Annotated in this window: 6 protein-coding genes; all 6 read right to left on the bottom strand. The window is 54.6% G+C overall.

Annotated features, from left to right (window positions below):
• Positions 1-247 precede the first annotated feature (247 nt).
• Positions 248-1,345 (bottom strand): glycoside hydrolase family protein, encoded by a 1,098-nt coding sequence (locus E9954_RS24280; RefSeq protein WP_136081866.1) that lies wholly within the window; start codon positions 1,343-1,345, stop codon positions 248-250.
• 73 nt (positions 1,346-1,418) lie between these two features.
• Entirely contained in the window at positions 1,419-2,891 is a 1,473-nt protein-coding gene (locus E9954_RS24275) for an alpha-L-fucosidase (protein WP_136081865.1), read from the bottom strand.
• A 19-nt stretch (positions 2,892-2,910) separates the two neighbouring features.
• Positions 2,911-4,446 carry a hypothetical protein gene (locus tag E9954_RS24270; protein ID WP_136081864.1) on the bottom strand — a complete coding sequence of 512 codons (1,536 nt, stop codon included), beginning with the start codon at positions 4,444-4,446 and terminating at the stop codon, positions 2,911-2,913.
• A 521-nt stretch (positions 4,447-4,967) separates the two neighbouring features.
• The gene (locus E9954_RS24265) at positions 4,968-6,185 is read right to left on the bottom strand and encodes a formylglycine-generating enzyme family protein (protein WP_168442567.1); all 1,218 of its coding nucleotides are present in this window, start codon (positions 6,183-6,185) and stop codon (positions 4,968-4,970) included.
• Between the two features lie 12 nt (positions 6,186-6,197).
• The gene (locus E9954_RS24260; RefSeq protein ID WP_136081862.1) at positions 6,198-10,478 is read right to left on the bottom strand and encodes a C25 family cysteine peptidase; all 4,281 of its coding nucleotides are present in this window, start codon (positions 10,476-10,478) and stop codon (positions 6,198-6,200) included.
• 84 nt (positions 10,479-10,562) lie between these two features.
• Complete coding sequence (locus E9954_RS24255; RefSeq protein WP_136081861.1) at positions 10,563-13,157, bottom strand: right-handed parallel beta-helix repeat-containing protein; 2,595 nt, start codon at positions 13,155-13,157, stop codon at positions 10,563-10,565.
• Positions 13,158-13,308: the final 151 nt, after the last annotated feature.

Genomic DNA, 13,308 nt, shown 5'->3' with positions numbered 1-13,308 from the left:
AAACAGCATTAATTCCATATACAGGACAAAAAATAAAAACTGACCGTTTACACAAAAGAAAAAGCCGTTCAACAGGACGGCTTTCACAGAAAGCGGAAACATATTCACCCAAACCGCCGTGCATTAAAATACCTTCATCCTCCCGGTTTCAGATCATCGGGGGTGCCAGCCCGCCCCCTCTAACTCGCCTTTTAAAATGCAAGCTACGGGTCAATATGATGTTCATTCTACTGATTCCCGGGGCTGTCTAGTTGTTGAACTTGACGGCGATGTTTCCGTTGATGTCTTTGTCGGCGACGGCCAGGTAGAGCATAACCGGTTTGCCGGAGTCGTCGGTTAAAATAAACGGCCGCTCAACACGGTCCGGCTTCCAAACGCTGCCATCCGCCAGTCGGAATTGTTTTTTCATGAATACCCTTTGCCGATCCGGTTGCCATAATTTCCCGTCGTTGGACGAGAACAGTGCCAGATCCCTTTTACCCATCACGTGACAGGCCATGTAATAGCGACCGGCTTTCTGGTCAAACCAGATCCCGGCATCTTCGGTCTGTTTTTTGCTATAGACCGGTTGCTGCTGGAACGTGAAAGGACCCTCAGGGAATTGGGAGTGACCGACCAACTGAATGCGGAACCACGTATCGGGTTTATTGGCATCGTCGCCTTTCATAATCATCGTGTACGTCCCATCCACGTAACAGACCGCCGGATTAACGGCGATATTAATGAACCGTCCATGAGGAACAACGACAGGCTCTTTAGAGCGGACGAACGGGCCGGCCGGATCGGACGCAATGGCCACGCCAATGCGCTGGGCATTGCGGACCAGTTTCCGGTTTGCCTGAAACCATTCCATATCCGGATAGTCCGTCTTGAAATCCCCCTTGTACAGCGGGCGCAAATCATTTGCGATGTAGTACAGACAGATCTTTCCGTCGACTACACAGATGGCGGGATTATGCGCGTTATTCACATCCCATCCGTCGGGGTTACGGCTTTCCAGCACCGTATTCACGTATTGGAACGGACCTTCCGACTGGTCCGCAACGGCGTGCGCGATTTCACAATGGGTCATCCAGCCGTCATGCCCCAGCGCCTCGGGCCAGCGTGCATAATAGCCATGGTATTTACCATCTGCCCATTGGATGACCGCCATGCCCCAGATGCGATAGCCGGGATCCGCAAAAACATGTGCCGTGGTTTTTCGCTCAGCAAAGGTGGACTTCACTTCAAAGGGAAGCGGGGAAAATTTTAAACGCGCGCCCGCTTCAGGCTTTGCCGCGATAGAGCTCGCCATCAAAACAAGTGCCGATAGAAAAAGTACGGCTGTTTTTCTCATGATTTTCATAGGAATTCCCGGTTAACTTGATCGACTCAGTACTCCAATGCACGTTGCCTTGGCACGCATCGAAAAACAATCCTTACAGCTCGATCTTAAATACCAGCGCGCTGGTCTGGCTGGTTTCCGGAGACTGAATCGACACCCCCTCTTCCGTCATCTTCCACACCACGTCGGAACCGTCCGTTAACGCGACCGACTCGGGGGTGATATTCTCTTTCGCGAAGGTGGTCAAAAGGACATTGTAACCGGCTTCCGGAATTCCGAGCGTGGTGGCATAGACCGTTTTCCCGTCTTTGGATACCGTGTAGCGAATGTCCTTGGCGGAATATTCCAGAGACAGGAATTTTTTATGATCGCTGAATCCGCCGGACGGCTCCGCTGTGGGTCCTTCGGCCGCGTTGATCCAGGGGCGTGTGTTGTAGATCGCCTCGCCGTTGGCTTCGAGCCACTGGCCCAGCCCGTGCAGCACATCGCGCTGGTCCTGCGGAATGGTGCCGTCAGCCATAGGGGAAATATTCAATAAAACCACGCCGTTTTTGCTGACGGTATCGACCAGCGCGTGAACAATCTTATGCAGCGGTTTAATCCCCAGACCCTGTGTATAGCACCAGCTGCCGGTGCTCAGTGTGTCGTCAGTCATCCAGAGCTCTTTCAACGCCTTGGGTTCGCGCGACTTTTCGTGGTCGTTGATGCTGACTTCCAGCGGCAGGTCTTGCTGCTTGCGCACGATCACCACATCCTTGCCCCACCTTTCGGCGGCATTCAGGTAGTAGGCACAGAATGCTTTGCGGTCGCTTTCCGGAATGGTATCGAGCCAGCTGTCGAACCAGATAATGTCGGGCTGGTAGTTATCGATCACCTCCACCAGCTTGGCCATCCAGATTTCATTCAGCCATTTTTGCTCGGGCATATTCCCATAGAGCGTCTGAAGCATGGGATCGTCGGAGGCGGTATGCGTCCCCGGAAGGTAGGGATAATGGCTATTCGGATTGGGTTTTCTTTCCTTCTTGCCCGACGTATTCCGCTGCAGGTTGCGGGAGTGATGAAAGGTGGCGATGGTTTTCAGTTGGCGTTTTTCCAACTCCTGGAAAAGCTCCCCGAGAATATCCCGCTTCGGCCCCATATCCTTGGCGTTCCATGGCGTGGCCTTCGATGCCCACATGGCAAAGCCATCGTGATGCTCCGCCACGGGGCCAGCAAAACGGGCGCCGGCTTCTTCAAAGAGTTCCGTCCACTCTGCCGGATCAAAGTGTTCCCCGGTAAACATCGGTACAAAGTCGTGGTAGCCGAACTCCGTGATCGAGCCGAAGTTTTTTTCGTGATACTTCTTCACCTTGTTTTTCAGGTACATATCGCGCGGATACCACTCCGAGCTGAAGGCCGGCACCGCATAGGGCCCCCAATGGAAATAGATCCCCAGCTTGGCATCCTTCAGCCATTCCGGCTCCGCGTTATGGTTCGCCAGCGATTCCCAGCTGGGTTCATATTTTTCCGCCTTGGCCGAAAGGCCCATCATCAACACTGCGGCCACGATCATTCCATGTCTCAACATTCCAATTCTCCTTTATAACTTATTCCACGCGGGTCGCGATCAGGTTGTCTAATAAACGCAACGTACCATCGGACTGTAGCTCGTGCAGCATATCGTTGCGAACCGTAGTCGCTGAGATCGCCGACCTCATGCTGAACCCGGATTCCCACTCTATCTTTCCGCGTTGGTTCCGCTGAATACACTTGCCGTCCGCAGTAAATTGGCGGGTCGTGTATTTCTTTGCCCCATCGAACTTAAATTTCCATTTCCCAAGAATGGGATTCATCGGGAAGCCCGATTCCGCTGCCACCGTCGGGGTAGGATCTTTTTCGTTCGTCGGCGGTTGCTCCACAATCGTCGGAGCGGGCTCGGGAAGAGAAAGGGCGGAAGCATCACCACTTGCCAGCTGCTTGTAGAGCTCTTTTTCCTCGTCGTTCATAAACTTCGAGATGTTATCAATCACGGATCCGTCGCCGCGCGTGCCTTTCCAGACCGGGCCGAACTGTGCGTTCAGCACCACATCCGGATCCTTTGTATGCTTCAGGACCACCACATTGATCGTGGGCCACCGCTTCTTGTCCGGCCCGTACACATCGGCAAACATCTTTTTGTAACTCTGAACCAACGCTTCGGGACGCCCTTTGTCCCCGCTGCCGAAGCCATCGATATAGTTGGTGGTCAAAATAAAGATGGTGTCGGCCTTCTGCTCAAGAACGGCCCAGGAGACCCCACGGCTCCAATGCACATATCCCTTCTTGGAAGCGGGAAGGTATTTCTTCGCCTGCGCACCGGGCACCACATAGGGGTAAACCCATTTCGGAGAATAGAACGGTAAACCACTATCAATTTTTTCAGGATAGTTCCCGGCGGCCTGTGTAATCGTGCGGCCCATCTTCCCGGGCACCACAAAACAGTGCCCATAATCCCCTTGCAGTGGATTAACCGGCGCCATCCAGTCCCTCACCTTCTGCTTGTTCGCCGGGGAGGCCAGCATCATCTCCGGGTTCATCGCCCAGGTATCCTGCATCCAGTAACACGCCACGTTGAACAGGGTGTAGTCCGGCAACCCGTTGACCAAATCCTCCAACCGCTTTCGGATCACATAGCCCGTCATCCGCTTCAGCGGCGTGCCGCCGATCGTTGCGGGGCCGAAGTGAACCACAAAGACCACCTTTTCCCCCTTGGCCTTGGCACCGAAAAAGTCGAGTTCAGGCAGAGTAAAGCCAATCCCGACAGCACCACCGAAACCGTCGCCCGCTCCGGCCATGCCCCCCTTCACACCGGTAATCTCCGGCATCTTGATATCGGGAACCTTATTCAAGGTCGGCTTAACCACAATGCGCTTGCGCAGCTTCGGTTTCTGGGTCTTTTTCTTTTTGATGTTCACGGGCACCTGAAGCTTCTTCAGCGCCATTTTCGGGCGCTTCACCTTTACGGCTTCGAAAATCTGGTCCTCCTTCGTAATCACCGTAACGGCAACAAACGACAACGCCACGACCAGCAGAATCCCGTGGATGGCCAGACTCACCATCATGGCGCTGGATTTGGCATGCTTTGCAAAAAATCGCTTGCTCATAAACACCTCTATAAAATCGGCTATTCTTAAAACAACCTTCAGGCTGCCCTCTGAGAACTGCACATTGACGATTGAAAATCACTGCACCCCACTATGTACAATATATACAGCACCACTCGGCCGATCTCGCCGTTAAGGTTCGGATTATTTCACCCCATTCCCCCAACCGATCAGAAAAGTTCCCTCATCCCATATCCGATCGGGTAATCAACATGACCAAAACCCGGATTCTGGTGTTCAAAAGCGGATCAGGTTTTTGACCGCGAAGAAAGTAAGCCGCAAAGAGTAGGGCCCGGACTCAAGCGAAGCCGTGGATCCGGCTACGTTTTCCAAGGATTGGAAAATGGGGGACAGTTGATGAATCTTAAAAACCTCGACTCTCCCCGTCTAGAGTATCCACACATAAGGTAGGGTTGGCTCTCCGAGCCCGACGAACGACCCTCGCTAGATTGGCTCTGCATCCGTGGCGGCGCGCCCGGAGGTCGCGCCCTACCTTAACCGCTCGTGCGGCGCGGTACGCCCTACCGATCCGATGAGACCTTGTAGAACAAGGTGGCTTGGTCGACCGGCGCGAACACGGAGGCTCTGCCGCCGGTGCCGGTCACGGTTTCGTAAATGCCCCAGTTCGGGTGCAGCAGACTGGCGTTGGTTTCCACGGTGTAGCTCTGATCCAGCGTGGTATCCCACGACACCCCCGCCCCGCCTGCCTGGGAAGCGGAATATGCGATACGGCCGATCGGATCCGGATTCGGCACCGTGTAACTCAACCGGAACCCGACATACCCGCCCCCCGCTGTGGCTCCATCGGGCATCTCATTATGTGGTTGGCTCCAGTAACGTGCTGCAGACCTGCATTGAAAGGCATCATAAAAATGAGCACCGCCACGCAGGATACGGATATAGCGTTGCTCACTGTTATCCGCACCAACCGGATCTACCACAGCATCGGATGTATAATATTGCCACCAGTCCAGGCACCACTCGAAGACATTGCCGGTCATATCATAAAGGCCCCAGGCATTCGCCTGCTTTAAACCGACCTCATGATGGTGGTCGGAAATGCTGTTTCCTGCATACCAGGCCAGCGGTTCGAGATTGGCATCCACACCTCCACTGTTATATTTAATGCAGTCGGAGCCGGCCCCATTGTTTTTGGTCTGATCATTATAACCGAGGGTCGTTCCGGCCCGGCAGGCATATTCCCACTGAGCTTCGGTCGGCAGATCCAGTTTCAGACCGGCGCGGGAACGCAGCACGCCCAGAAAAGATCCCGCATCCACCGCATCACTCTCCGGCCAGCCGGCACCGAGGGTGTCTCCACGGATCATCCTGTACTCAATATCTTCTACAGGCCGGCGGTCCCCTGTGTGTGCAGATGGATTATTCCCCATCACCAGCACCCACTGCTTCTGCGTAACCTCGAACACCCCGGCGTAAAAATCTTCTGTGAGGGTTACCTCATGCTGTGTTTCACCCCAATATCCGGCTTCATTCGTGGGCGCTCCCATCATGAAGATGCCCTTGGGAATACGGCGAAACACCAGATGCGTCGTTTTATACGTATCGGGAATCGGGTCCGGCAGACCCGTCAGGTAACTCACCGGATAGTCCGTGGCCGACGCCCCCGCCGACAGATCAATCACCATATAGGTGTCATTGGTTCCGGGGCGCTCCGCAAACACGCTTACGGAAGATGCTACTACGAAAATCAACAATGAACGGAGCGATAATTTATTCATCGTTCGCATTCCTTATCGAGCGGACCGAATGCGAAAGAAACACTCGGCCGACGGGGCGTTGGTAACCGTCATCGATTGGTTGGTTGTCGTCGGCGGCACGTAGGTCCGCAGTTCCGTCCAGTGATTGGATACCAGATTTTCCGCGCATTCGAAATACTGCGTTGCATTTATGCCGCCGTTCCAGTCGACCCAAAACTGCCCGTTGGTCCACACCAGGGAATTGATCACTAGGCAGGAGGCCGGATTGGTCGGATTGGTGTCGGCGATATATTCCTGCAGCGCGGTCAGTCCATCACCATCAATATCCAGCGCCGCGTCCGCGGCATTTCCGCCGCTGAGGCCGAACTGCGCTTCCCAGTTATCGGGAATGCCGTCCTCATCGGCATCGGCCGACACCGGCAGCGGCGGCGTGACCGTAGCCAGGATATTATCCATCCACGCGCCGCCTTCTGAATAGGTTCGATTGGAAGCGGTCTTGAAACGCAGCCCCTTGATGGTCGCCGCGGTGAACGGCATGTTGGTCACCACCGCACCGTCAATCGACAGCGCCATGTTGGTCGAGCTCATTTCCATGTCCATGGCAAGCGGATTCCAGAGCGCGGTCGTGATTTCCACATACGGATCGATGGGCAACTGGCGAAGCCGGTCGGCAAACGAGGTGCCATTCAGGCTCAACTGTGAGCTATCATTCCACTTCAACGTGGCGACTTCTTCCATCGCGTCATTCAGCAGAATAAGGAAAACATCTCCCGATCCACCGCCCTTACCATCGGTATGCATCCACTCCCAGCTCAAATCAAGGACCTCGCCCGACTCTAGGTTTGCGGTATAATCGAAAAGGAGATCCGCCACCATTTTCGTTCCATTATTTTCGTTGGCGAACGCCAGCACCTTGTTGGTTCCGTCGGTTTCCTGCTGGATTTCATAGGCCAGATTCGGCGTGGCCGCCACATCGCTCCAGACCCCGACATGCGTGCCGTTGCTCAGAATCGTCCCCCGTTCAGCCTCGGTCGCTGCCAGCAAGTTGGTACGCCCGGCTTCCGAACCTTGGAAATCAATATCCAGCACCGTAATTTCCGAGGCCGGAGCGACGGAAATATTGAGATGAATCATTGCGAGATTCACGCCGTCCGAAACCGTAACATCAAACGCATTATCACCCACCGTTGCCGCTGGCGGATAACCGCTCAGCATTCCATTGGTTGCAATCGTCAACCAGGCATCGCCTGCAGTTTTGGAGAAGGACAGCACATCGCCTTCGTCATCGAACACATGGTTGGTGAGCGAACCGGAAATGCCGCCAGCCACCGTGGCGGACAGCTGGATCGGATCTTCGTTGGCGTACGGCGCTGTGTTGAAGGCATCGTTCGGGTTGACGATGATGGTCATAACGGCGGTGTCGGACGCGCCGGAATCATCTTCCACCTGCACCGTGAATTCATTGCTGCCGATATCGGAAAAGTCCGGCGTGCCGTAGTAGGTGCCGTTGTCGAGCATCTTCAGCCAGTCCGGACCATCGGTGATCGAAAACTTTATACCGTCGCCATCCGGATCGGACGCAAAGGCGGCCAGCGAATCTTCACAGGCTTCCGCCGCTTTAACCGTGGTCTGGAAAATATCGGATTGCGAGAAAACAGGAGCATTGTTGGCACCGACGGCAAAGCCGCCTTCGAACGGGACACGGCCGAATTTGGAGGCGGTGACCGCCACCGCACCGGCCTGCACCGGGGCGATATCAAACGAAGCCACGCCGTTGGTGTCGGCGATCGCCACGAGATGAATGTTCAGCGCATCGCTGTAAAGCGCGACTTGGGCGCCCTCTTCCGTGGTGACCTGCACCGTGCTCGCGCCCGGTCCAACCGAAGCGGACAGCGTGGCGGCCAGCGGCGTCGGCGCGGAAAAGACCATGAAGGCCTCCGGATCACCAAACAGATTCTGCATGATCATATTTTCATAGGCGACGTGGTTGCCCACGACCGGCTGATCGGGTTTATCAGCTCCCCATAACAGATCATCCGCCGGATAGTTTTCCAGCGTGTACACCTTGCCGCACCACCACATCTGCCCCATGCGCGGGGCGTGCCCAGGCGAATAGGTGATCGGCAGGGTCGGGTCGGAAAACGCGGGATAGGTCACCGTGTCATCGTCAACCCCCTCTTCAAACGCATCGATGAAGAAGTCAAACCAGTTGGTAAACACCCCAGAGAGATAGCCGTAGAACTGATAGTCCTGTATGCCGCCCCATTGCGGCTGACAAGCCGAAATCATGCTGTAGGCGCCGCCATTCGGGTTGCAGAGCGCCACCTGGGTAAAGTTGGTGGACGAGTTCCAACCGGCGGTGTCGCAGGAATAGTCCATCACCATGGCATAGCGTTCGGGGGTGTTTAATTCGGCCAGCTCGTCGATAGTAAAAGTGGACCCCTTGTTGTTCCAATACCAGCCCTGCTCGCCACCATGGCAGATATAGTGCACCAGCGCCGCGCCCTCTTCCTGCCCCCATTCACGCTTCAGTTTTTCCTTCGCTTCGGTGTTGCTGGAACAGTTTTTGGCCACAAATCCATCGCTCACCTGCCAATCCTTATCCGGCCAGAACATCGAATGCCCGGGATTCAGCCACTGCCCCGGTGTGTAATTGCCACCATTGAAGGCGCGTTCCACAGTGGCATCGCCATACTCCCGCTCAAAGTAAACCCCCAGCGCATCAATCATCGGTTCCGGCCCCTGCAAAGCACCATCTTTAGCGCCCACCAGGATATTGCGTTCGTAATGACTGCCCGACTGCGGCGGGTTGCGGTCCATCAGCATCATTTTTTCGAGCATACTGCTGAGCATCCCGTTGTCATTGGCCGGAATGCGCCCGACAAAAAGATCCGGGTATTCATCGACCCAGTCGGCGGGATTAAAATCGGCCAAAACATCAATGCTGAAGGTCAGGTTGCTTGCGCCTGGATAGACGGAGCTGGTCAGCGTGAGGTTTGAATACGAATTCACCGATGCCACGGTTGAGGTGATTCCGCCCTCAAACAAGACTTCATCTCCGGGCTCCACTTCTTTGTAAATAAATCCCCAGTTATCATAGGGCACACTGATCGTCAGCTGCAGTCCATCCGGACTCGTCGAAGCATTCGACCAGTCCCACACTTTTGATGGGGTTCCCCACTCCTCATTCACTTCTTGGTTCTTGGTACGCAAGGAATAAAAATGATCGTTCCAACAACTGCTGCTATATGAGGTAAAGCGCTTATGCATCGCCACGCCGGTTGTGGTGTTGTGCCGGCCCACCAGCAAGAGGTAAGTCGGCCAGTCCTCATCCGGCAGCCCCTTCAAATAATTGCTAATTTCCGATGCGTTGCAGTTCGAACCCCCAATAGATTTGGTCGTCTTCAGCACCACCTCATAGCCCTTGCGGCGCTTCCATTCGATGAACTCCTGGAAATGGGGATTATCCTGAAACTTTTCGTTGTAGATAATCATGTATTTTTCCGGACCGATTCCGCCGGGGAATACCACGTTGGTCGGCATGTAACCGGGGAAGCTGTAGTCGCCCTCGGTCGTCATAGAATCAAAAGCCGGACTGTAGAGCGGATCCTCCGCGGGGGCGACGCCGCCAGCGGTCGGGAAGATTTCGACCTCGACCGCAACCGTCTCGGCCACTTCCAGCTCGCGTTTGGCTGGATTGTAGCGCAGCGGCGCCACACGCACCTCAATGAACTCGCGGCCGCGCAGGCTCACGCGGCGGGCACTGTAGAGCGGATCGGCCGGGAAGCTTTCATCCGCGGCATAAAAGGCATCATCTATGGCAAAGGTGGACTCCTTGTCGTCGCCGTTCATTTTGATCAGCCGCTCCGCCGGAGCGAGCAACACATCGGACATCACGGTCGTTTCGCCCGCAGCCAGCTGCACATCAAACTCCGCACCGGGCGGAATGGCGACCATCAGCGTCTTCAGCGGCAGGGTCGGCCGCCCCTCGCCCATCGGCAGCAGACCGGTCTGCGGCAGATGCGCCGTCTGATATGCGTTTCCGTCCTCCAGCGTCACATCAGAAAACGATACCACCGGAAAATCCAGATTCAGCCGCGCCTGTGTATCGCTCAGCGCTTCCGTCCTCAGGATTTCAGATTCAACCTGTACTTCAGGAAAAATCGGTTCGACGACTTTGCGCTGTGGCGCATTTGGAGCATTGGAAACAACCGAACCACCCTGCACAGGTTCATTTTGTCGCGAGACAACAAACCCGAGTAAAACCAAAACAACCAAACACCCAACAGTCCAGACTTTGCGTAAACGACTCATATCACCCCTCTGTTTTCAAATAAAATTCCTATGAAAACAGATACCGCGCCGAATGCGATTTATGACGAAACTCAGTCTACTATTTTAGAGCGCTGATGAATAAATGCCAACGTGATTGAGCTTCAGGGTATATTTTCCCATCTTCATACGCTCGTCTTCAGGCTGAAACGGCAGATCGGCTTTCGGGCGCAGGCCGATCTTCACATACTTTGCAGGGCGCACCTCGTAGGGTTTGACCAGCCAGTCGCGGCCCATGGCGATATGGTAGGGATCGGCACGCCATATTTCAACCCAATGCTTCTGATCGCACGAAGTCCAGACGGTAAGCCCGCGCAGGTGATTCTGCCGATCCTTGTGGTCGGCCACGATTTCGAGTCCATCGACCGGGACTTCTTTTTCGAGTTCAATCACCACGAAGGGCTGTTCCTCCACCTTCGTCTCAAAGACCGCCGTCATGTTTGCGGCAGGCTTGACCAGTTTTGAGGTATCGCCATTGGCCTTGCTGCTGGCCACGACCTTGGCGGTGCCGGAAACGCACGTGCCGCGCTTCGACGGGAATACTTCGGCAAGCAGTGTTGCCGGATATTCATCCGTCAGCCCGATCTTCGAGGTATCAATCTGTTTGAAGCCCATCTTCAAGGCCGGTGAATTTTTCGCCAGCAGATAGTCATCGGGCCTAGCTTCGACCGTCAAATCGACCTTCTTTGCAAAGAGCGGATCGGCCACCTTTGAACCTGCATCGACGCCCTTGGCCTGCCAGCCGGCCAGAAACTTTTCGAGGTGGTCGATTTTGCTTTCACAGAAGTAGAGATTATTTTCAACATCCAACGACTGCGGCGTCTTGATGCTCTGCGATTCGCGCCCCGTGTACGGGATGATATTGTCGCGTGTGAAATAAAACAGATTGTTCTGCACCTTCGATCCGGGATCGGGTTGCTGGTCGGGATAGAGCGAAAAGTTGATCCGGCTGTTCACAAAGATGTTGTTAATCAGATCATTCTTCCCTTTATGCACCACGCCGCCGGATAGAATCAGGTTTTCAGTAAAGGTGGTGCCCTGCTGCCAGTCGTCGCAGCGCATGCCGTTTCCAAGCACCATCGAGAGCATGTTACGACGCAGCACATTGCCCGTTCCCGCACCGGACACGTTCAAACACGCGCCATCGCCGATCTTGGTGCGACCGCGGTAGACATAGTTACCTTCCACCAGGTTATTCCGCGCGTGCAGATACGGCAGTAGGCGGCTTTGCAATGTGCCGTCCTCGTCGGTAAAGATTTCACAGCCCAGCTCGTCCCAGCGAATCGTCTTGCTGGCTTCATCCCAATCGACTTTTTTGCCTTCCATGAAAATGGCACCACGTACCCCGCAGAGGCCGATCGCCTTGCGCGGCACTTCGCGGATGTGGTTGTTGGCAATAACGTTTTCACCGCTCTGCCAGACAAAGATGGCATGGCCATGCCAGATTAATTCCCCCGTTCGGCGAATCAAGTTATTCACGATTCGGTTGTTCTTATTCACATCTTTCGTTCCCGGGCCATAGCCGCACAGCAGGATGCCCATATGCCCCACCCGGTCGATCAGGTTATTCTGGATGGTGATATTCTGCGCATGCAGGTCGAGGCGAATCGCCGAGTTTCCTGAATTAATAAATCGGCAGTTTTCCACCAGACAATCCTCCGCACCGCGAAAACGCAGCAACGCATTGCCGTGGTCAAACTTATCCCAGTCGTGCTGGATGCCCCAGCCCTTATGATCGTCCCACCACGAATAGCGATTGCCCTGCGTGAAGGTCAGGCCTTTGAAGGCAAGGCCTTTGACGGGCGTATCCTTCGAACCGTCATAGTCAATGCCGCCTTCGACCCGGAAAAACTCGGTCAGCGTTGGAACGCAGATGTTATCGCCCGGTTCGCCGTTGACCGGCCAATAGTGGATCTTGCGCGTCTTCGTGTTGACGCACCATTCACCCGGCTGATCCAGCACGGAAATATGATTTTCAATGTAGGACGGGTTGTAGGGCTTCGGCGTGGTGGAAGGCGGGGTATTGCCTTCATACTTCAACCAGGCAATGTTATTTTCCTCATCCACCTTTTCAATCGTCGAAATATTAAACGTCCAGGGTACACCGCAGAAAAAGGCTTCCACATCCCCGATATTGTCCCAGGCCTTGATTTCACCCGCCGGAAACTCTAAACGGCGCAACAACGGACGATCTTCCGGCAGTGCCGTATTGCGCGTGGCAAAGGTTTTAAATTTTTGCTGAGGGCTTTGGAAGCCTCGGCTGCGAGCCCGTTCCAGCATGCGATCGCCGTCAAACATGACCTTGAAATCCTCGACGCCCTCTGGCGTGTCAGCCACCCACAGGCTGCCCTTCGCCTTTTTCCACCCCGTCACAGGCCGGGCAGAGGTGATAACCGGTTTTTCGTCTTCAAATGCCGTATACGTGGCATTTCCATCCTGTAGCCCGAACACCACCGTCTCATCCAATACATAGCGGCCTTCGCGCAGATAAACCGTAACCAACTCCGAAGTGGAACGCGCGACATCGCGTGCCCGGACAACGGTTTTGAACGGGGCGTCAAACGATCCGGTATCCGAGTCGTTCCCGTTCGGCGACACATAAAACTCCGCCGCCGTGACCGACATCGACAGCAATAAACAAAGTAACATCAAAAATTTCATTCTATATCCTTCCAATGGCTCAAATAGGTTCAAATCGAGACAAAATGCGCCCGACTCAGTTTTCAATAGCGCAATGCTCTTATCTATATATACATCGCCCACCTTGCCGGATTGCAGAAAAATTTTACTCAATTGTCAATTTAAGCCGAAT

The organism is Pontiella desulfatans (assembly GCF_900890425.1).
Classification (GTDB): Bacteria; Verrucomicrobiota; Kiritimatiellia; order Kiritimatiellales; family Pontiellaceae; genus Pontiella; species Pontiella desulfatans.
The sequence above is the reverse complement of the archived record's forward strand: the minus strand, read 5'-3'. Positions and strand labels throughout refer to the sequence as shown.

Bases quoted from the DNA above. Each gene is read 5' to 3' on its own strand.
- E9954_RS24280 (WP_136081866.1), bottom strand. From the start codon at position 1,345: ATGAAAATCATGAGAAAAACAGCCGTACTTTTTCTATCGGCACTTGTT.
- E9954_RS24275 (WP_136081865.1), bottom strand. From the start codon at position 2,891: ATGTTGAGACATGGAATGATCGTGGCCGCAGTGTTGATGATGGGCCTT.
- E9954_RS24270 (WP_136081864.1), bottom strand. From the start codon at position 4,446: ATGAGCAAGCGATTTTTTGCAAAGCATGCCAAATCCAGCGCCATGATG.
- E9954_RS24265 (WP_168442567.1), bottom strand. From the start codon at position 6,185: ATGAATAAATTATCGCTCCGTTCATTGTTGATTTTCGTAGTAGCATCT.
- E9954_RS24260 (WP_136081862.1), bottom strand. From the start codon at position 10,478: ATGAGTCGTTTACGCAAAGTCTGGACTGTTGGGTGTTTGGTTGTTTTG.
- E9954_RS24255 (WP_136081861.1), bottom strand. From the start codon at position 13,157: ATGAAATTTTTGATGTTACTTTGTTTATTGCTGTCGATGTCGGTCACG.